At 61.3% G+C, this 25,292-nt stretch carries 20 protein-coding genes; 12 read left to right on the top strand and 8 right to left on the bottom strand.

The genetic code is table 11. The features are described from left to right. Positions 1-19: 19 nt before the first annotated feature. The 4 genes from GY791_01385 (at position 20) to GY791_01370 (ending at position 3,883) form a co-directional block, all read left to right on the top strand. The gene (locus tag GY791_01385; protein MCP4327077.1) at positions 20-631 is read left to right on the top strand and encodes a hypothetical protein; all 612 of its coding nucleotides are present in this window, start codon (positions 20-22) and stop codon (positions 629-631) included. 420 nt (positions 632-1,051) lie between these two features. Continuing rightward, positions 1,052-1,849 (top strand): proline hydroxylase, encoded by a 798-nt coding sequence (locus tag GY791_01380; protein ID MCP4327076.1) that lies wholly within the window; start codon positions 1,052-1,054, stop codon positions 1,847-1,849. 80 nt (positions 1,850-1,929) lie between these two features. Further along, entirely contained in the window at positions 1,930-2,298 is a 369-nt protein-coding gene (locus tag GY791_01375) for an antibiotic biosynthesis monooxygenase (protein MCP4327075.1), read from the top strand. A gap of 373 nt (positions 2,299-2,671) precedes the next feature. Continuing rightward, a complete protein-coding gene (locus GY791_01370) occupies positions 2,672-3,883 on the top strand; it encodes an MFS transporter (protein MCP4327074.1) in 1,212 nt (403 codons plus the stop codon). Between the two features lie 47 nt (positions 3,884-3,930). Here GY791_01370 and GY791_01365 read toward each other — a convergent pair whose 3' ends face one another. Further along, positions 3,931-4,821: a LysR family transcriptional regulator gene (locus GY791_01365; protein MCP4327073.1), complete on the bottom strand. Its 891-nt coding sequence runs from the start codon at positions 4,819-4,821 to the stop codon at positions 3,931-3,933. Between the two features lie 113 nt (positions 4,822-4,934). On the opposite strand from GY791_01365, the gene GY791_01360 reads away from it, so the two are divergent. The 3 genes from GY791_01360 to GY791_01350 all read left to right on the top strand — a co-directional run bounded on the left by GY791_01360 (position 4,935) and on the right by GY791_01350 (position 7,674). Then, the gene (locus GY791_01360; protein ID MCP4327072.1) at positions 4,935-5,975 is read left to right on the top strand and encodes a hypothetical protein; all 1,041 of its coding nucleotides are present in this window, start codon (positions 4,935-4,937) and stop codon (positions 5,973-5,975) included. Beyond that, positions 5,975-6,295 (top strand): Dabb family protein, encoded by a 321-nt coding sequence (locus GY791_01355; GenBank protein MCP4327071.1) that lies wholly within the window; start codon positions 5,975-5,977, stop codon positions 6,293-6,295. Before GY791_01360 ends, GY791_01355 begins: the two co-directional genes overlap by 1 nt. A 164-nt stretch (positions 6,296-6,459) precedes the next feature. Beyond that, positions 6,460-7,674 (top strand): MSMEG_0569 family flavin-dependent oxidoreductase, encoded by a 1,215-nt coding sequence (locus GY791_01350; protein MCP4327070.1) that lies wholly within the window; start codon positions 6,460-6,462, stop codon positions 7,672-7,674. Between the two features lie 180 nt (positions 7,675-7,854). Here GY791_01350 and GY791_01345 read toward each other — a convergent pair whose 3' ends face one another. Beyond that, complete coding sequence (locus tag GY791_01345; GenBank protein ID MCP4327069.1) at positions 7,855-8,949, bottom strand: phosphotransferase; 1,095 nt, start codon at positions 8,947-8,949, stop codon at positions 7,855-7,857. A gap of 491 nt (positions 8,950-9,440) precedes the next feature. Between GY791_01345 and GY791_01340 the strand changes: the two genes are divergently transcribed. Continuing rightward, positions 9,441-10,655: a M20 family metallopeptidase gene (locus GY791_01340; GenBank protein ID MCP4327068.1), complete on the top strand. Its 1,215-nt coding sequence runs from the start codon at positions 9,441-9,443 to the stop codon at positions 10,653-10,655. Positions 10,656-10,861: 206 nt separating this feature from the next. Here GY791_01340 and GY791_01335 read toward each other — a convergent pair whose 3' ends face one another. The 4 genes from GY791_01335 to GY791_01320 all read right to left on the bottom strand — a co-directional run bounded on the left by GY791_01335 (position 10,862) and on the right by GY791_01320 (position 13,921). After that, positions 10,862-12,397, bottom strand: coding sequence for a long-chain fatty acid--CoA ligase (locus tag GY791_01335; GenBank protein MCP4327067.1), 1,536 nt, complete (start codon positions 12,395-12,397; stop codon positions 10,862-10,864). A gap of 21 nt (positions 12,398-12,418) precedes the next feature. Further along, positions 12,419-13,237: an enoyl-CoA hydratase/isomerase family protein gene (locus GY791_01330; protein ID MCP4327066.1), complete on the bottom strand. Its 819-nt coding sequence runs from the start codon at positions 13,235-13,237 to the stop codon at positions 12,419-12,421. Between the two features lie 48 nt (positions 13,238-13,285). After that, positions 13,286-13,438 (bottom strand): hypothetical protein, encoded by a 153-nt coding sequence (locus GY791_01325; GenBank protein MCP4327065.1) that lies wholly within the window; start codon positions 13,436-13,438, stop codon positions 13,286-13,288. A 177-nt stretch (positions 13,439-13,615) separates the two neighbouring features. Beyond that, positions 13,616-13,921: a hypothetical protein gene (locus GY791_01320; GenBank protein MCP4327064.1), complete on the bottom strand. Its 306-nt coding sequence runs from the start codon at positions 13,919-13,921 to the stop codon at positions 13,616-13,618. Positions 13,922-13,944: 23 nt separating this feature from the next. Here GY791_01320 and GY791_01315 point away from each other — a divergent pair, with 23 nt between their 5' ends. Together GY791_01315 and GY791_01310 are read left to right on the top strand one after the other, a co-directional pair. Continuing rightward, positions 13,945-14,388 carry a tetratricopeptide repeat protein gene (locus GY791_01315; protein ID MCP4327063.1) on the top strand — a complete coding sequence of 148 codons (444 nt, stop codon included), beginning with the start codon at positions 13,945-13,947 and terminating at the stop codon, positions 14,386-14,388. A 238-nt stretch (positions 14,389-14,626) separates the two neighbouring features. Beyond that, positions 14,627-15,013, top strand: coding sequence for a hypothetical protein (locus GY791_01310; GenBank protein MCP4327062.1), 387 nt, complete (start codon positions 14,627-14,629; stop codon positions 15,011-15,013). Between the two features lie 311 nt (positions 15,014-15,324). Here GY791_01310 and GY791_01305 read toward each other — a convergent pair whose 3' ends face one another. Then, positions 15,325-17,208, bottom strand: a complete 1,884-nt coding sequence (locus GY791_01305; protein ID MCP4327061.1) for an adenylate/guanylate cyclase domain-containing protein — start codon at positions 17,206-17,208, stop codon at positions 15,325-15,327. Positions 17,209-17,830: 622 nt separating this feature from the next. On the opposite strand from GY791_01305, the gene GY791_01300 reads away from it, so the two are divergent. Then, positions 17,831-18,700 (top strand): alpha/beta hydrolase, encoded by an 870-nt coding sequence (locus GY791_01300; protein ID MCP4327060.1) that lies wholly within the window; start codon positions 17,831-17,833, stop codon positions 18,698-18,700. A gap of 283 nt (positions 18,701-18,983) precedes the next feature. Here GY791_01300 and GY791_01295 read toward each other — a convergent pair whose 3' ends face one another. Beyond that, positions 18,984-19,760 carry an NAD(P)H-dependent oxidoreductase gene (locus GY791_01295; protein MCP4327059.1) on the bottom strand — a complete coding sequence of 259 codons (777 nt, stop codon included), beginning with the start codon at positions 19,758-19,760 and terminating at the stop codon, positions 18,984-18,986. A gap of 647 nt (positions 19,761-20,407) precedes the next feature. Here GY791_01295 and GY791_01290 point away from each other — a divergent pair. Beyond that, the gene (locus GY791_01290; GenBank protein MCP4327058.1) at positions 20,408-24,787 is read left to right on the top strand and encodes a PAS domain S-box protein; all 4,380 of its coding nucleotides are present in this window, start codon (positions 20,408-20,410) and stop codon (positions 24,785-24,787) included. Positions 24,788-25,292: the final 505 nt, after the last annotated feature.

Here is a 25,292-nt window from a genome sequence, read left to right as displayed (position 1 = left end):
GATCCGAAATCTCACCTGGATGGGAAAACGAAACAACTCTATCTTCGTACATGGCGTATCCTTCCTTCTTGGAAATCGGCGACCTCAACATCGCCAGGATACGCCGCCTCTACATCACGCCATCACCAAGATTCGGTTATACCTCGCTTCATTTCCCGAAATAATACTGAAACCTGACCTTGTTGCCGTACCCCGTGATCCCCATCACTCGGATTTGCTAATAGGGTTTGAAGTCAAGTCTGGTTGTCCAAAGAGAACCGGTGAATACGCGAAATCATTAAAGCAAGCAGCCGATTACGTGCTTGGGCGGATTGTTGACCCATCATTCTCCAGCGCCGATCAACAACGAATTCTGAATCGTACAATTGACGCGGTGTTTCTCTTTCCGAGTTATGATGAAAGTTTCTTCGAAGGTGATGCCAAAAAGCAACTTCGGCTGTATGGCATGCACCAACTCGCGGCCCAATTCAAGGTCGGGCGGGCCACCATCGTCAAGACTGGTCTGTCTCTAACGATGGGCGCGGGCGCAAATGATGTCTGGGTTCAAGGTGTCGGTTGGCGGCCTCATGCAAGAGACCGAATCGCCGGAAAACATCAAATCGGCGGTCAACGAAGGAAACCAGGTAATTGAACGAGCGAATGCGCAAGAGCCGCGTGCTGCAAATGTGCAGTATTTATCGCTTTCCGACCCGCCTCCATAACGCTCCGGAGAGACTCTAACCCCCACATCCGTGTCGGCTTCGGAACTTGAGCAAGTTGCTGTCTTAAGAACGAACCCATGCGCATCGAGGAAATCGATGCGCATGGGTTGGAACGAACGAATCCAGGACAACCGTCCCGGCGCTCTTGGGCCCGCGACAACACGCGCCGAAAGATGGTACGCATGACCCGGTTTCTTTTCCGCGCCCATTGACTGGTTTATGACTTTGTCCATCCGCACGCTCCGAGGTTCTTTCGCCGGAGCCGCGACGCCAATGACGAGCCGCCGCCGCGACCCTTGCGGGTGCCGACATGAAGGGGCAAGATCGGGACGCCTCAAGGGTTCGCGTCCATGCCGCTGACAGACGCTCAAATCGCGCGCTTCGATACCGACGGATACCTCTTCCTGCCGGATGTTTTTTCCGCCGCCGAGACCGCGCTGCTCAAGGCCGAGGCGACGCGCCTCTACGCGCTCGACCGCAAGGAGATCTGGCGCGAAGCCAACGGCGCGCCGCGCACCGCCTTCGCCGCCCACCTCTACTCCGAGCCCTACCGGCGTCTCGGCGCCCATCCGCGGCTGATCGCGCCGGTCATGCAGCTGCTCGGCGAAGAAGTCTATATGCACCAGTTCAAGGTCAACGCCAAAGCGGCCTTCGACGGCGCGGTGTGGCAGTGGCATCAGGACTACGGCACCTGGGCCCGCGACGACCTGATGCCCGAGCCGCGGGCGATGAACATCGCCCTTTTCATCGACGCGGTGACGGCGGCCAACGGGCCCCTGATCTTTCTGCCCGGCAGCCACCGTAAGGGAATCATCGAGGCCGGCCACGACCTCGAAACGACCTCCTACCCGCTGTGGACGCTGGACCGCGACTCGGTGCGCGAACTGGCCGAGGCCGGCGGCGTCGTCGCCCCGGTCGGCGCGCCGGGGTCGGTGCTCCTGTTCCACTGCAATCTGGTCCACGCCAGCCCGCCGAACATCAGCCCGTGGGACCGGGTGATCGTCTATTTGAGCCTGTGCGCGGTGTCCAACCACATCCGGCGCTTCAAGCGCGAGGACTGGATCGCCCACCGCGACTTCACGCCGATCGCGCCGCTCGCCGACGACTGCTTGGCCACCTTGACGGTCGATCACCAGGCCGCCGAGTAAGCCCGCTCGTTGCCCTGCGGGCCGTCACCCGCGAGCGGGCGGAGAGGATCGACTTTGAGCAACGACGGGAAGGCAGGGCCATGACGTCGGAAGTATCTTGGCTACTCGAGATGGCGATCAAGGACGGACAGCTGGAGAACCTGAAGGACTTGATCCCGGAAATGTCCGGTCGGGCCGAGGCCCGCGAGCCGGGCACCCTGGCCTACGAATGGACGATCAGCGAGGACGGGTCGACCGGGCACCTCTACGAGCGCTACGCGGACTCCGACGCGGCGCTGACGCATATCGCGTCGTTCAACGAACACTTCGCTGAGCGATTCATGGCGACGGTCGATTCGCTCCGGGTATGGGTCTACGGCAACCCCAGCGCGGCGCTTGAGCGGGAGATGGCTGTCATGGACCCCCTTTATATGCGCGACGCCGGCGGCTTCACCCGCGCGGACAGGTGAGAACCGCGCGCCCGGCGGCAGCAGCGCGGCGGCGCCGGAAAGAATCGACCGCTTGCGTCCGCGCGGATAGCGGGTCTTGCGTATGGCGCGGTCTTGAGAACCACCGCCTTCGCGTCGAAGAAATCGATGCGCCCGATTAGGAACGAACGACTCTAGGGCAACCGTCGCGGCGCCCCGGGACCCGCGACAATGCGGGCCGGAAAATGCTACCTGTGGCCGGAATTTTTCTCGCGCACAGTGACCGCCTCATGTCCCCGTCCCGCCCCACGCCCTGCGGCTTATGTGTCGCGCCAATCGTCGATTGGCGCATGGGCGCGTGCGAGAAATCGGGGTCGGCGAGGACCGGACCGTGAACCGGTTATCCGAACCGCCGATGGCCGGCGAGCGGTCGTGGCTTTTGACGCTCGTGCTGAGCCGGGCCTTCGTCACGCTGATCTTCATGACCTACACCGCGAGCCTGCCGACTCTGGTTGTGGAATGGTCGATGACCGGCGCCGAGGCGGGGACCGTGCAGACCAGTTTTCTGATCGGATTTGCGATCTCGCTGTTCGCGACTTCGTGGCTTTGCGACCACGTCGGCGCCAAACGGATGTTTCTTTGGTTCAGCTGGCTGGCCGCGTTGGCCGCCCTCGGTTTCGCGCTGTTCGCCCGCTCCTTCGAACAGGCGATATGGCTTTATGGCTTGGTCGGCGTGACCCAGGGCGGCTGCTACACGCCGGCGATCATGCTGGTGGCGCAGCAACTGCCGCCGGCCCGGCGCGGCGCCGGTGTCGGCTGGATGCTGGCGGGCATGTCGGCGGGTTACGTCGGGTCGATCAGCCTGGCCCACGGGCTGATCGCGACCGTCGACTACCAGACCGCGTTCCTGGTCTGCGCGATCGGCCCCGTCGTGGGCGCGGTCTTCGGTACCTTCGCCGCGGCCCGGGTCGCCAACCGCATCTCCGCCCCGCCGCCAGAGACGAGCGCATCCTCTCAGTTCAAGGACCGCCGCTCGTTGCTCCTGACCGTCGGCTATACGGGACATTGTTGGGAGCTGTTCGGCATGTGGACATGGGTGCCGGCGTTCCTCATCGTCAGCCTCGGCGGCCGCTTCGCATTGGGCGCCGTCGGCCTCGGCGTCGCGATCGCCATCGCGCTGCATGTCTCCGGGCTGGTCTCGTCGGTCACCATGGGACACGCCTCGGATCGCTATGGCCGGCGCGCCGTGCTGCTGGTCATGGCCATACTCGGCGCGCTGTGCTCCTTCGGCTTCGGCTGGTCCGGCGATCTGCCGCCGGCCCTGCTGCTCGCCTTCACGGTGCTTTATGGCTTCGTCGCACTCGGCGATTCCGGGGTGTTGTCGACCGCCATGACCGAGGCCGTGCCGGCCGCCTATCTCGGGCGCGCGCTGGCGGTGCGCTCGATCCTCGGCATCGGAATCGGGTCGGCGGCGCCGGCCGCCTTCGGGGCCGTGCTGGACGTGAGCACGTCCGGCTGGGGTTGGGGCTGGGCCTTCGTGTTGATGGGTGTGGGCGGCATCATCGCCACCGTCTGCGCGGCCTTGCTTCCGGCCGACGAGAACCGCGCGGGAACAGGGCGGGCCTGACCCTCAGTCGCGGGCAATGCATACACCCTGCGGGCCCCCGCCGACCTTCAGGTCGGTACTTCGGCAAGGTCGTTGATCACCCAGTCTCGGAAGGCGGTGATTTCGGGATCCTGCCAGCGCGCCTCGGCGCAGAGAAAGTAGTAGCCGTTGTCGAGAGGCAAACTATCGGGAAAGAGATCGATCAAGTCGCCATCTTGAATTTCCTGCTGGACGAGAAAGCGATCCATGAGGACCACCCCCAGACCCTCGACTGCGGCGCGGATGGCGAGTTCCCCCGTTTCAAAGGTGGCGCCGCCCGTGGGATCGATCAGGCCGGACAATTCGTTCAGCGCCAGCCAATTGGGCCAGTCCTGGCCGCAAGCGGAAATTTGAAGCAGGGTGACGTCCCGCAGGTCCTCGGGCGCGATTATTCGCCCGCCTCGAAAGGCGGGAGCGCAAAGCGGCGTCAGCGCCTCGCCGCGCACCCTGGCCGACTTCAAGCCCTTGGGCCATTCGGCGGCGTGGAAGGTCGCAACGACACAGTCGTGGGTTCCCGGATCGAAGTCCCACGGATCCGAAAGCATGAGGCTGATCGACACGGTAATCTCGGGCCGCTGCTCGTTGAAGCGCAACAGATTCGGGATAAGCAGGCGGTTCGCGAAGGTGGGCGAGGCGACGACCTCAAGGTTGTGCGCGCCGCGCGGCACCTCGGCGGCAGCCGAGGCAATCGTTTCAAAGGCAGCGCTGATCCGGGGCTGCAGGGCCAAGGCCGCCTGCGTCGGCCGCAAGCCCTGTGCCAAGCGTTCGAAGAACGGCGTGCCGAAGTGGGCTTCCAGCAGCTTGACGTGACGGCTGATGGCCCCGGGCGAGACATGCAGTTCCTTGGCCGCTTGGGCGAAGCCGCCAAGACGGACGGCGGCCTCGAAGGCGCGCAGGGCATTGAGCGGCGGCAGACGCATCGTCTTTCCTTAAGGTTTAGCTTTCCTGAGCCTACGGCTCAGATAGTTTGGTGTGCAATTGATTTCGCGGCCCTCTAACTATTACGGGACGCTCGGATACCAGGAGATGAGAGATGATGCGGCCCCGATCAGAAACGGTCCCCCAGGGCATCGTGATTTACGGCGTAGGCGCGGTCGGTCAGATGGTGGGCCGCCTGGCGGCGGAACGCGGTTGGTCGGTTCATGGCGTCAATCGCGCCGGCGACAAGGTGGGCCGCGATCTTGGCCAGCTGACAGGCGTTGGCGCGCTGGCCGGGCGACCGGTACTGGATGCGGCAAGGGTGGACCTCGGCGCACTCGGCGCGGATATCGCCGTGGTCGCCGTCAGCGACCGCCTGGCGGAAAATGCCGATATACACCACCGGCTGCTCGATGCCGGCCTGAACATCATCTGTCTCGGCACGGAGAGCTCCTATCCCTCTGCCGCGAACCCCGGCCTCGCCGCGGAAATCGACCGGCTGGCGGAAACCCGGGGCGTGACCTTCACCGGATCCGGTCTGTGGGACGCCTACCGTATCTGGACGTTGAAGACTCTGGTGGGGCCCTGCACGGACCTGCGCCAAATCCATCACCGCAGCGTCACCGACGTCAATCGTTTTGGCCCGGAGGTCATCCGTTTAACCAGGGTCGGCGACGAACCCGGCGACGTCGCCGGTGACGGAGAAGGGTCGATCTACCGCGTTCTGCTGCCGCAGATCGTCGAATCCCTGGGCCTCACGATCGAGAGCGTGGACGCACATCTGGAGCCGGTGACGTTTGAGGTTCCCATCGAATGCCCCGCGCTAGGCCGGACCGTCGAGCCGGGGCTTTGCGCCGGCCTGCGCACGGTCATTCGCGTCGCGACCCAAGAGGGTCCCCGCGCCCTGGCCGAAATCGATTTGCGGCTTACGCAACCCGGCGAAGGCGAATGGATCAGCTGGCGGGTGGAGGGTTCGCCGCCCGTGGAAACGCACTTGTCGGGCCTCGATACAGGCCATGCCACGGCATCCAGTGTCGTGAACCGTATTCCGGATGTGCTTGCCGCGCCGCCGGGCCTCGTCACGTGTGACCGCCTACCACCTATGACCTACGTTCCGCCCTCGTCCACTCAACAACCGAAAAGGGGAGCCGCTTGATGCTCAACCGCACCGTCTTGATGAAGCTGAACGACCGGGTTGACAGCGGGGTCATCGCCCGGATGCAGGCCTACGCCGCGCGCATCGGCAGGGAATTGGACGAAGTTCAGTCCTATCATCTGGCCCCCAATCTCGGCGCCGGGGAGGGCGACTTCAACTGGGTGATTCAGGCCTCCTTCGCCAGCGAGGCCGACATGACGGCCTACGGCGATGCCCCGCTGCACCGGGAATTCGTCGACTATTGTGCGCCCTACGCGGAGGACTTCTTGGTCACCTACCACCAAGCGCCCGGGGGCATTGAAGACACCGGCAGCTCGTAGATCCGCGAAGCCGCGCAATCCAAGGCAAGCCGTTTCCTGATTCCGGGCCGCTCGGTGCCGCCACCGCCTGCTCTAGCCATGACCGGTCTGTCGATTTAGGATTGGCCCGGCCGGGCGCGCGCGATCAGCGGAATCCCATAATTTCCCAGTAAAGTGGCGGCAAGATGAATGCACATATCGACACCATCGTTGTGGGCGGTGGGCAAGCCGGTCTTTCGGTGAGCTGGCATCTGAAACGGGTCGGCCGGGAGCACGTGGTTCTCGACCGGGGCAGCACCGGCGACACGTGGCGGCGGCGGTGGGATTCCTTCTGTCTGGTTACCCCGAATTGGTTCTGCCAGCTGCCGGGATTTCCCTATGACGGCGACGAGCCCGAAGGCTTCATGCTGCGCGATCAGATCGTCGACTATGTGGAACGCTACGCCCGAAGCTTTGACCCGCCCTATCGCGAGGGCGTCGAGGTCCGACGCATCGGCCCCTCCAACGATGCTGGCCGATTCGCCCTGGACACGTCCGACGGTGTGCTCACCGCCGATAATCTGATTATCGCTGTCGGCACCCATCAGCATCCGAATATACCGGCATGGGGCGGCAAGCTCACCGACGACATCCTGCGGCTTCATACCCGCGACTACCGAAATCCAGCCCAGCTACCGGATGGCGCGGTGCTGGTGGTCGGGAGTGGACAGTCCGGATGCCAGGTGGTGGAGGATCTGTCCGGCGCGGGCCGCGAGGTGCATCTCTCAGTCGGCGGCGCGGGCCGTATTCCCCGCCGTTACCGGGGCCGCGACATCCTCGAGTGGGAGGCCATGACCGGTTATTTCGAAACGCCCGTCGACGAACATCCGGACGGCAGCGCCATCCGTTTCAAGGCCCACCCCCATCTTTCCGGCCGCGGCGGGGGCCGGACGATCGACCTGCGCCAACTGGCTCTCAACGGCGTCAAGCTGCACGGTCGCGTGGTCGATGCGGCAGGCGACCAGGTGCACCTCGCCGATGATCTGGCGGACAGCCTCGACGCTATCGACAAGGCCTGTTGGGAGGGTCTGTCGAAGATCGACGAATACATCGATGCGAACGATATAGACGCGCCGGAAAGCGAACTGCAGCCGGCCGATTGGCGGCCCGCGCCGGAACCGGCGACGCTCGATCTAGGTGAGGCCGGGATCGGCAGCGTGATTTACGCGACCGGCTTTCACCCCGACTTCCGCTGGATCGACCTGCCGGTCTTTGACGAGCGCGGATATCCGCGTTACGAGCGCGGCGTGACCGACCTGCCGGGGCTCTATTTCGTCGGCCTCCACTGGATGCATACGGCGGGCTCGGGACTGTTCTACCAGGTCGGCCGCGACGCCGAGTATGTGGTCGATCGCCTCTGAAACAACTGCCGGTGCCCCGACGCCTTCGCCTTTGCGCGTACAACGACATAGATTTGCGACGTAGGGGTAGCGGGATGAGTCGGATGATATTGCAGATGAGCCGCGTGACCAATAGAACGCTCCTGACGCTCGCCGTCGTTCAAATCTCTCACGGCCAACTCTTCTGCGGGGCGATTGGTCCTAGGGCAAGCGCTGGGCGGCCTCGACTTCGACAGCAAAGGCGAACATGCGGGTGGCGATCACATCCAAGAGCTGCCCCCGGCGTCCGGGTGCGTCGGGACCCCAGATCGAGAGGATACGCACCGGCGTGCAGAGATTCACCAACACACCCAGCCGCAGATCCGCCAGCGCCGTTTCGATGTCGTAGTCGGAGAGGCCTGCCTGTTGAAGGCCTTCGTGCCAAACTCTGAAGACCTCGTTAAAGTGTTGGATTCGTTCGGCCTCCGATTCGCTGCCCCCCAACAGACGCGAGACATCGAGGGCACCGATGCAGCGGGTGCAGACCTGCCAGTCGAAGATCACCACCTCGTCGTTGGACCCGGCCTCGCCGAAGAACAGGTTGTCGGCGCGAAAATCACCGTGACAGATAGTCTGTGGACGTCGCGCGATCTCTTCGCGAAGCCAATCAAGCTGACCGACCAGGCGTTGCCCGAGCGCTACGGCTTCCGGCCCAACACGAAGGCCATATACGTCTTGGAAAAGCGCCCAGGCGTCCGGGTCGATCGAGGTCAGACGCTCCTCGTTCTCGGGGATCCAGTCAAAACCGCAAAGCGACGGGCTATCCCAGTACTTGGCGTGGAGGCGTGCGATCTGACCGACGGCGGTCAGAGTCTCCTGATCGCGCAGGCCATGCACCTGGTCGCGCACCGTCAAGTGTCCGAGATCTTCGAGCACGATGACGGCTCTATGAGCATCGAAGGCCCCATAATAGAAATGAGGAACCCGGAGGGGCGTTACATCGGCGATTTCGCGATAGAAGCGTATTTCCCGTTCGAACCCCCGCCACTGCTCGATCACCTTTCGTGTGGCCTCGCCTTTGGGTTCGAGCTTCACGATCAAAGAAGCCGGCTCTCCGCCACGCGGCGCGTCATAGCGGGGTCGGCAGCGAACCATAAAGCTCATCATGCCGATGCCCTCGCCGAAATGGCTGACCGCCAGGTCCTCCACTCGACAAGCGATCACGCCGGTTTCGCGCAGAACCGCCGTCATCCAATCCGCTGTGATCTCCTCGATGGCATCAGGGACCGGGACATGGCTGGCGGGATCGGAGATCATTTGCGGTGACTTTCTGCGCGCCGGCAACAACATGCCATGCGAGCCGATTTTCCGCCCATTTTGACGGCATCGCGACTATCGACCCGGAGCAATCATCGTCGGTCATCCTTTGGCGGCTTAAGACCGGACCGTTGACAACAGACGGGAGAACGATCGACCGATGAATTTCGGGAACCATAGCAACAAAGAAAACAGCAACTAAGACTGCCGATAGCTTGGTCTTTTTTGAGCCCACTTTCATTAACCCAAGGGTCTCCGTCGACATCGATTATCGCTCTTGCGGCCGCTGCAATCTACTGGCCAGTGGTGCCCCCGGAGAAACTCGAACGCCCACGTCCTTGCGGACACCGGATTCTGAGAGGTTTGTGGTCTATGGCAAGACGCCGCAAATGATAATCTAATCAGGCCATCACCGCGAATGTGCAAGAGGTTGTGCAAGTCATCGCCTATGTGACGGTCGTGGTTGAAACGCGTGACGTAGGGACCCTGCCATGAGCCAAATGAATTTACATCCGCGACGCACAATGTGGGCGACGCTGCTGGTGTTGGCCGTCGTTCAAATCCTGTCGTCGGCCGCACTCGCCGACGAGACCGCGCCCGCGTGGCAGACGGTGCTGGAAAGGATCGTCGACATCAACTCGGGCACGCAGAACGTTGAAGGTTTGGATGCGGTTCGCGCCGTGCTGATCCCCGAATTCGAAAAGCTCGGTTTCGAAGCCGCCGTTCACGATCTCGACGACGGGCACAAGCTGGTCTCCATGGCGGTCCCCGGCGGCGCGCCCGAATTGCTCCTGATGGGTCATATCGACACCGTCTTCCAGAAGGATTCCGCGTTCCAGAATTACGCGACCAGGGGGGACCGGATCTACGGACCCGGCGTCATCGATATGAAGTCTGGAATCGTCATGATGCTCGACCTCCTGAGGAAATTCGAGGGCATCGAACGGCTCAAGAAGTTCATCGTGATCCTCAGCGACGACGAGGAGATCGGATCGCCGTATTCGCGATCGCTGGTCAAGGAACTGGTCACAGGGATCAAATCGGGGCTGGTGTTCGAACCGGGGCTGCCCGACGGCGCCGTGGTCACCAGCCAATCCGGCGTGCTTTGGCTGACCCTGTCGGTGGAAGGGAAGGCGGCGCACGCCGGCCTCGAGCCCGAGAAGGGACTCAACGCCTGCGTCGAGCTAAGTCACAAAGTGGTCGAGATCTCGACGCTCAGCGATTATGCCAAGAAGCTCCCGGTCAATGTCGGCGTGATCGACGGCCGGTCAAAACCGAACGTGGTCTGCGAACGGGCAGAGGCCAAGATCGATATCCGCTACGTCGACAAGGAGGATCTCGATCTCACGGTCGCCAAGATCCGGGACATCACCGCCAAGAGCTACGTCTACAACGACTATCTCAAGGCCGCGCCGACGGCCGAGTTGGAAACCATCGTCGCCGTTCCCAGCATGCCCGAGGCCCGCACCGCGCGCCTCTTCGGCCTTCTGGAGGCCGCCGGCGAAAGCATCGGCCAGACGGTCGCGGGGCGCCACGTCGGCTACGCCTCGGACGCCAACCGGTTGGCGCAAACCGGCATGGATCTGCTGGTCGGGCTCGGTCCCTACGGCGCGGGCATGCACACCGACCAGGAATACCTGACGATCTCGACCTACCAAGAGCGCCTCGCGCTCACCGAAGCACTGGTCGGGGAAATCTTGAAATAGCGGCGGGCGGTCGCGCGACCACCCGCGCAAGTACGGCCGTCGCTCAATCGGTGACCGGTTTCATGAAGGTTAGGCCGCCGCCTGCGGGACACGATGATCGTGGCCGCGCCTTCGGCGACCGGAATCACCCGCCGCGCCTGCCCACGGATAAATCTGAATTCGAATCGGACACTTGTAGGGTCGATCCGTCCCGGCGCATACCCCGTTCAGGATTGTCTCGAAAGTTGGCGTACCAGCTCGTGCCGAAGGATCTTGCCGGCCGCGTTGATCGGCATCTCCTCGACAAAGTAGATGCGTTCGGGGCAGCGGTAGCCCGCAAGACGGCACTTGCAATAGGCGATGATCGCCTCGGCATCCGCCCCTTCCCCATCCGGCACGATCGCCGCTACGACGACCTCGCCCCAGGTCTCGTCGGGCAGCCCCAGAATCACCGCGTCGCGGACACCGGGCGCCTCCAGGAGCACCGGTTCGACTTCGGATGGATAGACGTTCTCGCCGCCGCGTATGATCATGTGTTTCTTACGCCCGGCAAGGTAGACATATCCGTCGGCATCCTGGTAGCCGAGGTCGCCGGAATAGATCCATCCATCCCTAAGCGTATCGGCGGTCTCCACGGGCAGGTTCCAGTAACCGGCCATGGCCGTGCCTGACCGGGTGACGATCTCGCCGATCTCGCCCCGCGGCACCGGCGCGCCTGAATCGTCACAAATCATCAGATCGACGCCGATGCTCGGGCGTCCGACCGATCCCAGCCGCCGCGGAGCAATACCCGCCAATGCGTTGCGATGATCCTCCGGCGTCAGCACGGTCTGGGGCAGATCCTCGGTCTGTCCCAGGAACTGCACTAAATCGCCTCGATAGATGGCCATCAACTTGTGCAGCAGCGGCAAGCTCATGGGAGCCGCGGTATACATGATCAACCGCAACCCTTGCAGCGCTTGCGGCGAGAAGTCGTCGCGGGCCAGCATCATACTGAGAATCGTCGGCACCGTATTGATGAAGGTGACGTTGTGCTTCCCGAGCGCAGCCATCGTCGTTTCATAGTCGAATTGCGGGAGCAGTACCTGGGTTGCTCCCCGCTGCAGCGCGGCCAAACTGAGAATGAGGCATGAAATATGAAACATCGGCGTCGTCATGTGCATGACGTCGCCCGGCCCCAGCCCTAGTTCGTACATGATCTTGAGGGCGCGCAAATTTGCAGTGTATTGGTCGATGACCGCCCCCTTCGGTCTGCCGGTGGTGCCGCCGGTGTAACAGATGGCGAACGGGCTCGCCGGGTGCGGGTTGGCCAGACGGACATGCCCTTCGGCCGCTCCGGCGTCCAATCCGATCTCGTCGTCGTCATCGATCCGCCGCCAGCCGAGTTCCAGGGACTTCGAGAGTTCGTTCGCCGCGCCGGCATAGCGGGAACTTGCGAGCAACAGCCGGGGACTGGAATTTTCGATCTGATAGCGGAATTCGGGCGATTTCTGACGGTAATTCAAGGGTACGGCGACGGCCCTCAGCACGCCCAGAGCGCACAGTGACTCGAGAAAATTAGGGCTGTTGACGTCGAGGAGCGCCACCCGGTCGCCGGCCGTAATGCCCAGGCCCTCAAGATGATGTGCGATAGCGGCGATATCGGCCGCGAATTCCCGAAACGTCACGCTTCGCTCCGGCGCGATTGCACACGTCTTGTCGCCGAAGCTGTTTGCCGCCGCCTCGACGAGCGCCGGAATCGTATAAGCTGCCAGGTTGTCCATCGCCGGTCTCGCGGCCAGGCGTCACGTGGCGTAGCGCGACTGAACCCACTTGATCGCCGCCGAAAATCCCTCGCGGTCGAACCGCTCGAGGAATTCCGATTTGAGTGCGTTGGGGGTGACGTTGGTGATGACGAACGCCTCCGTGCCCATCGCGACACAGGACCGGAACCCCATGATCTCGTAGGACCGGTTCACCGCCGATTTGTTCTGATGCCAGGTCTCGGGCGCGAATCCCATCAGCCGCTTCGCCATGCGGGTGACCGTTGGTTCCAGTTCCTCCGGTGCACAGACACGGTTCAGAATGCCGTACTGCATCGCGGTTTCGGCCGAAATCAATTCGCCCGACAGCAGAATATGCTTTGCCTGTCGCATCCCCAGCACCCACGGGCTGATCAGGAATGGCGGTGCGTCGGAAAGCAGGACTTCCGGCTCGCCCAATTGCGCGCTGGTATCGGCATACGCGAAATCGCAAGCCATCGCGAGCTCGAACGCGCCTCCGAGGCAGTGGCCTCGGATGGCCGATATCACCGGTTTCTTCAACTCCCAAACCGCCCAGCAGGCCGCGTTGCCCACCTCCACGTATTCGCGAAAAGCGTTGGGCATGGGCTCGGCGAGGTCACCACCCAAAGCCGCGGTCAGATCGTATCCAGCCGAGAAATTGCCGCCTTCGCCGCCGAGGATGACAACGCGTGCCTCGCTGTCGCCTTCAGCGTCGCGCAGTGCGGTCTTGAGCTCTCGCCACTGCAGAAGATTGAAGGCATTGAGGACATTCGGGCGATTGAAACTTATCCATGCCAAACCATCAGAGTGGATCACGTTCAGTGTTTCGTATTGTCCCAACTCACCGCCTCCCAAGCACCTGTGATACCGCGTCGATCGGCGAGAATGTCATAGGCCCTCGATACCGATCAAGCCGCGCCGACGGCCGAGTTGGAAACCATCGTCGCCGTTCCCAGCATGCCCGAGGCCCGCACCGCGCGCCTCTTCGGCCTTCTGGAGACCGCCGGTGCAAGCATCGGCCAGACGGTCGCGGGGCGCCACGTCGGCTACGCCTCGGACGCCAACCGGTTGGCCGAGACCGGCAACCACTTGTGGGCGGAGCAGTTCGATCGCGAACTCGAGGATATCTTTGCCGTACAGGACGAGATCACACAGAGGATCGTGGGCGCATCGCAGCCCGAGATCGGTGCAGCCGAGTGGGAGCGCGCGCGGCGTAAGTCACCCGAATCTCTCGATGCATGGGCGCTCTATCACCAAGACATCCACCATCTCTATCGATACTCCAAGGCCGACAACGCCGAGGCCCGCCGGCTGTTTCGACAGGCGGTTGAACAGGATGACCAGTTTGCCGACGCATACACGATGCTGGCTTATGCGTGCTTCATGGCGGTATTCGACGCTCTGTCGAACTATCGCGTCGACCAACTTGCCGAAAGCTTCGAGGTGGCGCAGAAGGCGGTCCGGCTCGACGACAAGGACGCGACGGCCCATGCCATCCTGGGACGGGTCTTGTCGATGCGCCACCAGCACGACTTGGCGATCGCCGAATGCGACAAGGCGATCGAGCTCAACCCGAATCTCGCCCAGGCCCAGTTTGGCCGCGGCTTGGCGCTGGTCCTGGCGGGGCGGCCCGGAGATGCCGTCGTCAACCTGGAAAATGCGGCAAGGTTGAGCCCGCGCGATCCCAACTATTATGCCTTTCTCCTCGTCTTCGCCTGGGCGACATTCTGCAGGGCCGATACGACAGCGCGCTGGCATGGGCGCGCCGGGCCGTCGCGCAGCCCAATTCAGGCGTGTGGGGCAACGCGTCCCTGGCCATCGCGTTGGCCCATTTGGACCGCCGCGAGGAGGCGCGGGAAGCGCTCGACGTGCTGATTGAAGAAAAGCCGGACATGGCACTCTCCTTCATCGAGGAGACCCTGCCCTTTCGGCGCGAGTCCGATCGCCAGATCTTCGAAGACGGCCTGCGTCGCGCCGGCTTGGCCGCGTGAGGCCCATCACCGCAATGCGTTCGCGACCATGTCTGGATCTGCGAAGGGTTGTCGGATGCCGCGATCGATTCGGTGGTGGCGCTCGCGCCGGCCTCGGGTCGTTGGCAGTGCGTAAATGACACTTGGTTCGGGAATCATACTATCCTGTCGAGCCTTGTTGATCGGCGTTCGGTGCCCGACACCACCCAGGTCCGAGCGGGCCGCGCATTCAATATTCGACTATCGCTAGAGACATGTGATGAGCAACAAATCCGACCAAAACAAACAATCCGCACTGGCCTTCTACGACCTGATGTTCAATCAGTGTGAGCCGCGAGGAGCCATCGAACGGTATGCCGGTGACACATACATTCAGCACAACCCGGAAGTAGCCGATGGCAAGGAGGCGTTTATCGAGTACTTCGAGCGAATGGCGGCGGCGTACCCCGGTAAGAAGGTCCACTTTAAACGGGCTATCGCCGAGGACGACCTGGTCGTACTCCACTGTCATCAGGAGTGGCCGGGTGACATCGACTACGCGGGCATGGATGTCTTTCGCTTCGACGAGAATGGAAAGGTGGTCGAGCACTGGGATGTCCTGCAAATAATCCCGGAGAGCTCAAAGAACAGAAACACGATGTTCTAGCGGCGATACGGGCATCCGCTCGCGCCTGTGAGCCGAAGACGAGGCATCGCCCGGCTCAGGTGAGAGCTGACAATGGCCATCCCGCCGACATCGTTTTGGTCACAAACTTAAGAACTCGAAAGTGCCCCCGGGGAGACCCGACTCCCACGTCCTTGCGGACAACAGATTTTGAGTGTGTTGCGGTCTCTGCCAACAGCTTGAAAAATAATGCTTTTCTCAGGCCATCGCTGCGTATGTGTGAAAAACTGTGTAAGTTTTGGTCAAATATGAGCGGTTCGACCTAAAGGATTTACCTTCCTGCGGGTGCAGCATCACTTCAGCCCCGCTTTCCGTAGGCTGCTTATTACGCGTTCGGTCACCGCTTGATCTTTGTAAGGGAGCCTTTGCCGCCAAGCGTCGACGGAGGTCCCGGGGCTCAGCCTCTTGAACTCCGCCGTCTCGGTTCGGGCTTCCTCCGCCCACCCCAGTTCGCTGTAACTGGCGGCCAAATAGACGTGGGCCGGGAAGTAATCCGGATTGCGGTTGCGAATTCTCTTCAGCGCTTCTATCGCCTCTTCATGGCGACCCAGCAGGAAATACGCGTGGCCTAAGTTCCACAAATACTCGATTGGATACATCGGATTGAGGCGCATTGCTTTCTTTGCCAACTCGATCGTCCTATCCGGTCTTCCGGCCCAGGTCAGAATGCCCCCCAGCCCTGCAATCTGATCGGCATCGTTTGGACTGAGAGCGATCGCCTTCTCCTGCTCGGCGACGGCCCTCTCATGCTCCTTTCGCCAAAGATAGACCTCCGCCAAGACCGCGTGGCCCAGAGCCAACGATTCATCCAGGGCGATCGCCCTTTCGGCAAACTCAAAGGCCAGCTCGAGTGACCGGGGATCCTGGCTCCAACCCATCGACCATTCCTGGCTGTAGGTGAAACCGAGGAGCGCATAGGCCGCCGCAAACTCGGGGTCCAGATCGATGGCCCTCTGGTGCATTTGCCTTGCTCGAACATTGGCCTCTCTTGTCGGGCCGCTGAAATATTCCCATCCCCGCAAGTAGTAGTCGTAGGCTTCCATGTTGTCGGTGTATTTGCGTACCAGGCGTCGTTGCTCGTCGTCCGTCAACTCCACCGCCAGGGCCCCGACGATATTCCGTGTCACCTCGTCTTGCAGGGCAAAGACGTCCTTCAGGTCGCGATCGTACCGCTCCGCCCATAGATGCCCGTCGGTGAACGTGTCGACCAATTGGGCGGTGATCCGCACCCTTTGGTCTACCTTGCGGACACTGCCCTCCAACACATACCTTACGCCGAGTTCCCGCCCCACTTCCGCTGTCTTGATCGCCTTGCCCTTGAAGACGAATGCGGAGTTGCGGGAGATGACAAACAGACCCGAAACCTTGGAAAGATCCGTGATGATGTCGTCTGTCATGCCGTCGGCGAAATACTCCTGCTCCTCGTCGCCGCTCAGATTGACGAACGGGAGGACGGCGATCGAGGGTTTGTCGGGCAGCGGCAGCGCCACCTCACCGACCTGGGCGGGCCCGACGTCTGGTATCCAGGGACGCCACCAGAGCGCTCCACCCACGACGAGGGCCAGCACCGTGACCGCCGCCATGACGACCGGCCGCGTCCGGCGCGCCGATGCCGGGCTTATCGACAGTAGGGGCGTGACGAGTTCGGCTGCCTTGTCGTCGAGCACGACGCGATAGACCGTCACCGGCTCGGCGATGTTCTTAACCGTCTTTTCCCCCATATGCTCGAACGTCAGATCGAGTTTGTCCTTCACTTGATCAAAGACGTTGCGCGCCACGCAGATGCCGCCGGGCTCGGCCAGCCCTTCCAGGCGCGAAGCAACATTCACTCCATCGCCGTAAATGTCGTCGCTCTCGACGACGATGTCGCCGACATTGATTCCGACGCGATAGGTGATCCGCCGATCATCCGGAATGTCGGTGATGTTTCCTAACATCGTGTGCTGGATCTCTACGGCGGACTGCACGGCTTCCACGACACTGGGGAACTCGGCCAGAAGCCCGTCGCCCATCAGCTTGACGACTCGCCCATGATACTGAGCGAGCTTGGGTTCGATCAGCTCTTCGCGATGGGCCTTCAGTGCGGCCAGCGTGCTCGTCTCATCCTTTCGAACAAGACGGCTGTAACCGACTGCGTCTGCGGCCAGAATAGCGGCAAGCCGGCGTGCCATGGCCAATCTCCTGCGGAAAGAAGACTAACCGACGAGTCGGGGTAGATACATGCGGTAGATCAACGCTGATATGACCAGCATCGGCGCCGAACACCATCCCGTCGGGCGTCCAAATAGGCTCGGTTACGGGCGACTAATCGACGTCGAACGTGGTCTCTCTGAGCGGTTCGGCCTATAGCTCATTGGTGCCCCCGGGGAGACTCAAACTCCCACGTCCTTGCGGACAAATGATTTTGAGTGTGTTGCGTTAAACTCAACATATTGTTTTATTTAATATATCTGGCTCCAAAATGTGTATGTGTAAGAAACTGTGTAAGTCGCAGCAAATTTAGCGCAGGGAGTTGATGGGTCTGCTGTCGCGTGAAGAGCCGACATTGCCCAGATCCCTGCAATAGATCGCCTTTTCACCCAAAGCTGAAGTGGAAACAACCCGCGAAGCTTGGTCGTCGATCCGTATTGCGGCGTTTCACTTGCCCCTGAGGTCGCGTGCGTCGACATCGCTTCGAGCTTTGATTTGCAATACCGACATCAAGGGTGCGTCGAGGGATGTGTGGCCATGATAGGAGCAGCCGGTGAAGCTAGTCATTCCGGTTCGTGATGTATCGATGATCAAAACTGGGAGAAACCAATGACCGAGGCAATGGCGCTTAGCGATGGCAGGACGCTGGCATTCGATATGTATGGCGACCCGGATGGGACGCCGGTGATCTTTAGCCACGGATTTTCCGATTCTCACGTGATCCGAAACCCCGACGATAAACTGACCGCATCGCTTGGCGTGCGTTGGATCGCCGCAGACCAGCCTGGCGTTGGCGGATCGAGCCCGAAGAAGGGGCGTAAAATGGTGGATTGGGGATCCGACATGGAAGAACTCGCGGACCATCTTGGTTTGCATCGGTTCAACGCTGCCGGTCATTCCGGCGGCGGACCACACGCACTCGCCGTTGCTTTCCATATGCCCGATCGCGTCGGCAAAGTCGCGCTGGCGTCACCGGTGGCGCCTTTCGATGAGCCCGGCGTCACCAAGATGCTCGTGATGAAAGACCTGAAGACGATCGCTAAGCTGCGGCACCTGCATCACCTTGTTCGATGGTTAATGCACTCTGACGCGACACGGCTCGAAAAGGACATTCCGTCCTATGTCGAATCGGTCGCGGATGAATTGCCTAACGAAGCCAAGACAATGCTTCGCACTCCCGAGCAGGAGGCGCTCTTCGAAGAGAACTTCCGCCTTGGCTACATGCAAGACGAGGAGGGTGTCTATGAAATGACAATGGCGTTGTGGGACTGGGGTTTTTCGCCGCAATCGGTTCGCCAACCGGTCGATCTCTTTTACGGAACCGATGATGACATTATCTCGCCCAACATGCCTCTCCACCTTTGCAGCGAACTCCCCAACTGCAATTCGCACGCCTGGGAAGGTGCGGGGCATTACGGGTTTGTGGATCGGGACAACTGGATCCAGTTCGTGACTGCCGCCGGGCAGTTGCCGAGCTGACATGGAACTGGATGGAGAGCGCGACCGAGTCGCGCGACCTTGTCTTTTGACCTGTTGATTTAGTTGGTGCCCCCGGGGAGACTCGAACTCCCACGTCCTTGCGGACAACAGATTTTGAGTGTCTTGCGGCTTAAGGCATCGCCGCTATGAATGTGTACGAAACGGTGTAAGTGCCAGCTGACTTTCGTCTGGTGAATTGATGCGTCTGCTTTGGTCCGATGAGCGGACAATGCGCGACCGCCGCTGCAACGACGGCTTATGACTCAAAGCGGACAAGAGAAAGCTATTGCGGTACTGCACCCGGTTTGTGCCGAACGAACGGCGAGTAAACGGGAGCGTCCGAGACAAGTCTTTTCGTTTCATCGAAGTCGTGGTCACGGTTGTATTGGACTAGGGGTCTCGAAGAGAGTGTCTCCAGCACTGCCGCCCAGCGATTGGAGTAGGCATCCAGAGTGCTCAAACCGCTTTCGTGGCCTTCTATGAAGGCGACACCGCCGACGCCATGAAATATCTCGGGTTCGAAAACATCAAAGCCTAAGTATCTGAACGAGAAGAGTATAGGCCAAAGATGAAGGCGCGTGTCTCCTTCCCTGCCGTTATGAGAGCAGGCTTCTTCGCTCGCGCCAGTCGTCACACACGCGATCATTTTCGTTCCACAGCAGATTCCCGTGTCATAACGCATGATGCTTCGATACATGCGGCCATACACGAAAACCCGGTCGATCCAGCCTTTGAGGATAGCGGGCATTCCGAACCACCAGAGCGGGAAATGAACGACGAGCAAATCGCAATCTAGCAAGCGTTGTACTTCCGAATTCACATCCGGGGGCGTGGTTTCATTCTCCGCGTTGAAACGCTGTTCGGTTTGAGTATGAAACACCTCCGCGTTTTTGCGAGACCTGTAGTGATGCGGCCCCTCACGCGGGTCGAAATCCATGGCGTAGAGATCAGACAGCGTGTGTCGCCATCCGTGGGCTTCGAGCACTCGTTGCGAGGTGTTTGCCAAATGTCCATTGAAAGACTTTGCCTCTGGGTGAGCTAGAACGATGTGGGCTTTCATTCGGTTGGTCCTTGTCACGCCATGTCTTTAGGATGTCTCGTTCCTGCCTTATCAGAGTTTTTTCTCGAAGTCTCCTGTCGGGTCGTTGACGACACTCCGGGGAAAGCTGCTCATCGGCGCCAAGATCGTACGTCATGGCCGTGACGTCAAAATCCAGGTCGTAGAGGTCGCGATCCGCCGGGCTCTGTTCGCTGAAATCCTGCGCCTGATTGACCGCTTGCGGCCAGCCACTTTGCCACCATGACGACGGTCCACTCGGTAGAATCAGGTCGATAAGAAGCGGGTTACAGCTTGGCGTGCCGATCTTCGGCCGTATCCGCTGTAGATTTCCTATAGAACGCGCTTCGTGCTACCATCATCGCCAACCTGGGACAGCCATTTGGGGGATCACCGGCCGCCGCTTCCCCAAGGGCATGCGGCTCGCGGCCGAATCTTAGCGGCGGCATGACGCCGTGGCGCCGTCCTCGACCTGCCGCTGAGAGGTCCGTGAATCGGTTACCGAAATGCGGACGTCAGCCGGTCGTGCCGGAAAGCATCGGCGATGCCGGCCGAACGACACGTCGATTCTTCGTCCATAGGGATATCCATTATTGTGACCGCGCCTCAACATCAGCAGGGAGAGTCTGCCCCCAAAGGAGGGACGAGCCATGCCCAAGGCGAGCAGATCCCGTGAAGGGCGTCTTCGCAAGACGAAGGCACAACTGATCGATGAACTCGAGACTCTCGAGCGTCGGATCGCCGGCCCGGAAGGCGGCGGCACCTTGTTGACCGATGTGATCGAGAGCATTCCCGAAGGCTTCTCGTACTACGACGCCGATGACCGCCTGGTTCTGTGCAACAAGGCCCACAAAGACATTTTCGGCTATTCAGACACGGAAGCTGTACCCGGCGCTTCGTACGTCGACCTGATCCGGCTCGATATCGCACGGGGAATCGTCGTCCGCAATGAGGAGGGCGGCGATGGCTATCTGCGGCGGCGCAAGAAGCGCCGTCGACAAGCTGCAGGCGCGTACGAGATGCAATTGGCCGACGGCCGCTGGATACAGATCCGCGATTGCCGGACGGCGTCCGGCGGCCTGGTCAGCATCCAGTCCGATGTCACCGGACTAAAGCGCGCGGAAAAGGCGCTACGCGAGAGCGAGCGGCGTTACGAAACCATCACCGCCAATATCCCCGGCGTGGTCTATGAGCGCGTGCTGCATCCCGATGGCGGTATCAGCTTCCCGTATGTGAGCGCCGGCCTGCGCGAGACCCACAGCCTCGATCCCGAGGAGGTGATGCGCGATCCCGCAGCCTGGAGCACCACGACGCATCCCGACGATCGCGAACGCCTGGAAAAATCGAATGCCGAATCGCTCGAGAAGCTCGAGGATTGGAACCTGGAATACCGCATCGTCGCCCGCGACGGCACGACGAAGTGGCTGCGCGGCACGTCGCACGTCCGGCGCGACGCCACCGGCGACGTGGTCTGGGACGGCGTCCTGCTGGACATCACCGAGGAACATCTGAGCCAGCAGCGAATTTCCGATCTGGCCAAGTTCCCGTCCGAGGATCCCAACCCCATCGTCCGGGTGACGCCCGAAGCCAAGGTGCTCTACGCCAACGATGCGGCGCGCGCGGTGTACGGCCTGGTCGTCGGCGGTAAGCGGAGTATGCTGACCCGGAAGCTCGGCAACGCGCTGGAGGCGTCTTCGCGCGGTGGGAAAGGCCAGGAACAGGAGTTCACGAGCGGCGATCGGATCTTCGCGTTCGTATTCACGCCGGTCCCTGGCAAATCGTATATCAACGTCTACGGTCGCGACGTCACCGAAGAGCACCGTGCCAAGCAGGAGCTGGTGACGGCGCGGGAGAGGTCCGCTGCCGCCGAGGCCTTACTGCGGGATGCGATCGACAATATCTCCGACGGATTCGTGGTCTACGATTCGGACGGGCGTCTCGTCACCTGCAATCAGAAGTGGAAGAATATTTACGGCTATTCCGCCGAAGACGCCGCGCCCGGCGTGAAGTACGAGGACCTGGTCCGCCTCGACCTCGCGAAAGGCGTCGTCGCCGATCAAAGAGGTCAAGCGGAAGCCTATTACAAGCACCGTCTCGCATACCGGAAAGAGCAAGAGGGGGCCTTCGAGGTCGAGCTCGTCGACGGACGCTGGATCCTGATCCGCGAGCGCCCGACCTCGAGCGGCGGCCGTGTCGGCATCCAAGCCGACATCACCGAGCGCAAGCGGGCCGAAGAAGCGCTGCGCGAGAGCGAGGAACGCTATGCCCTGGCCATGCGCGCGATCGACGAGGGGGTCTATGAATGGAACGTCAATACCGAGGAGTTCTACTACTCTCCGGGCGTCCGCGACATTTTGGGATTGCCCGTCGAGGAGGTGAAATCGCGCGAGGATTTTCTCGAACGCATCCATCCCGACGACCGGCAGTGCTACCGGGACGCCTATGTCGCGCTGTTCAAGGGCGAGACCGAGCGCTTGAACTGCGACGTGCGCTATCGCGACAGCGAGGGTGACTGGCGATGGACCCGGCAGCACGCCGTCGTCGTGCGAGACGAGAAGGGCGGCGTCCATCGGGTCGTCGGAGCGAGCGGCGACATCACGGAGCTTATGCAGAGAGAGCAGGCGCTGCGTGAGAGCGAGCAATTCCTGGCGACGGTCCTCGATAATTTACCGGCCGCAGTGGGGCTCAGGGATCGCAACGGACGCTATATCCGAGTTAACCCACAGTATGAAAAAGCTTACGGAGTGACCAATGACGTCGCCCGCGGAAGGACGCTGCCTGAAGTGCTTCCGAAGAATACGGCCGAAGAATATGCCGCGCTTGATCGCGAGGCCATCAAGCAGCGCCAAGCTGTCGTACGCGAGCTGACGGTCAAAGAGGCTGACGGCGAGCACATCGTTGTCGCCACGTATTTCCCGGTTCTGGATCCTTCGGGCGACGTAATCGCTACCGGTGTGGTGGACCATGACATCACCGAGCGCAAGGAAGCGGAGCAGGCCCTCAGGCAGAACCAAGCCTTGTTCGATCAGGCGGCGCAGCTGGCGCACTTGGGTCACTGGGCCCATAACGAGGTCGAAGACAGGGTGATCTATTGTTCCGAAGAAGTCGCCCGGATTCACGGCGTCACGGTCGACGAGCACCTAGCGAGCCTCTCCAGCACCGAGAAGGACATAGAGCGGGCCCATCCCGAAGACCGTGACAAGCTCGGACGAGTCCTTCGGCAAGCCCAGAAGCAAGCGACCGCCTACGACGTCGAATACAGGATCGTGAGGCCGGATGGAGAGATTCGCCACGTCCGCGAGATGGGAGAGCCGGTCTTGGACGATTCTGGCTCACTCATCCGCTCGTTCGGAACGATTCAGGACATCACTGAGCGCAAGCGGGCCGAGGAGACATTGCGCGATAGCCGTGAAATGCTGTTCGCCGTGGTCAATGCGGTTCCCGCAATGATCAACGCTAAGGACCGGGACTCACGCTACGTGTTCATCAACCGCTATCAAGCGGAGCTCTACGGCGTCTCGGAGGACGAGGCGATCGGCAAGACCGCGGGAAACCTCTTGGGACGCAAGTATGGCGCGCAAACCAGGCGATTGGACCGCAAGGTGATCGAAAGCGGCGAGGCGCTGCCTCACTATGAAGAGGATCACACCGACGCGCACGGCGTGCGCCGGGAGCTGCTTGCCACCAAGGTGCCGCTCAAAGACAAGGAAGACCAAGTCCGTGGCATCGTCACGGTCGCCCTCGATATCTCCGACCGCAAGCGCGCGGAGCAGGCGCTCAAGGAGAGCGAGACCCGGTTCGTGCAGGCGGCGCGGCTGGCTAACCTGGGTCACTGGGCGTGGGACGAGATCGAGGACAGGTGCACCTATTGTTCGGAAGAACTCGCCCGCATCCACGGCTTCACCGTCGACGAGTACCTGGCGGCGACCAACAACGTCGAGGGCGACCTGGCGCGCATCCATCCCGACGACCGCGTCGAGTACTACCGCGTGACGCGTGTATGGGCGAATCGACAGGACACCTACGACATCGAATACCGGATCGTCCAGCCCGACGGCAAGGTGCGCCACGTCCGCGAGCTCGCCGAGGCCATCCGCGACGAGACGGGCCGGATGGTCCGCTCGTTCGGAACGCTCCAGGACATCACCGAGCGCAAGCGGGCCGAAGAGGAGCTACTTGAGGCGAAGCGGCAGTCGGAGGAGGCCGGCGAGCTGGTTGCCGAGAAGAACCGCATGCTCGAATCTCTGTCGAACCAGCTGTCCAAATACCTCTCGCCGCAGGTTTACGCCTCGATCTTCTCGGGCGAGCAGTCGGTCGAGATCGCCTCCAAGCGCAAGAAGCTGACCGTCTTCTTCTCCGACATCGCCAATTTCACAGGGACCACCGACAGCCTGGAGTCCGAGGAGCTGACCAACCTCTTGAACCACTATCTGACCGAGATGTCGAAGATCGCCCTCGACCACGGGGCAACGATCGACAAATACGTTGGCGACGCCATTATCGCGTTTTTCGGCGACCCGGAAACGCGCGGCGTCAAGGAGGACGCGAGAACTTGCGTGAATATGGCGATCGCCATGCAGCGGCGCATGCAGGAACTCCAGTCCGAATGGCTCGACATGGGATTGGAGAGGCCGTTCCAACTGCGCATCGGCATCAACACGGGCTTCTGTACCGTCGGCAACTTCGGCAGCGGCGATCGCATGGACTACACCATAATCGGCAACGAGGTGAACCTCGCCGCCCGGCTCGAATCGCTCACCGAGGTCGGCGGCATCCTGATGGCCCATGAGACCCATTCGCTGGTCAAGGACACAGTAATGTCCGAAGAAGGCGACACCCTGACCGTCAAGGGCTTCGCCAGGCCGGTGCGGACTTACAGGGTTATAGGCCGCTACGACGACTTGGCGGAGCAGGGAAGAGTTATCCGCAAGGAACAGGACGGCATTCGGGTTTTGGTTGATCTGAAGAAAGGCGACAAGGCGGACGCGATCCAGGCCATTGAGGATGTACTTTCCCAGCTGAAGGGCTGAGCGGACCCGGAGCCATCCATGTAGCAACGGAGTTCTCCAATCGTCGCTTGTGGCTAATAGGCGAAGTTTCTCCGGGTTTCCGAATGAGTCTGGTTTTGCGCAGATAGGCGACATTGAACAGCTATTCTGTGAGCGGTTCGACCTAGAGGCTAACGGTGCAGGCCGTGAGACCCGCACTCACGCCTCCTTGCGGAGAACGGCTTTTGAGGCCGTCGCGTCTACCGGATACGCCGCGACCAACCCGATAGGGAAATGGTGCCCCCGGGGAGACTCGAACTCCCACGTCCTTGCGGACAACAGATTTTGAGTCTGAACGGATATACGCTTGCGTCTTGAAAACACACAATAAGATATCGCCAATTTCACATATGTGTAAGAAAGTGTGTAATACCAAATCCCGTTGATCATGACCTATGTGCCCATTGCCTGTGTCCGATCGACATGATTTTCCAGGGCTGATCGATGAGCTTGTTCCAGGCGTCACAGCAGTGGTCGACGATGTCGT

The sequence above is a fragment of the Alphaproteobacteria bacterium genome, from assembly GCA_024244705.1.
In the GTDB taxonomy this organism is placed as follows: Bacteria; Pseudomonadota; Alphaproteobacteria; order JAAEOK01; family JAAEOK01; genus JAAEOK01.
The sequence above is the reverse complement of the archived record's forward strand: the minus strand, read 5'-3'. Positions and strand labels throughout refer to the sequence as shown.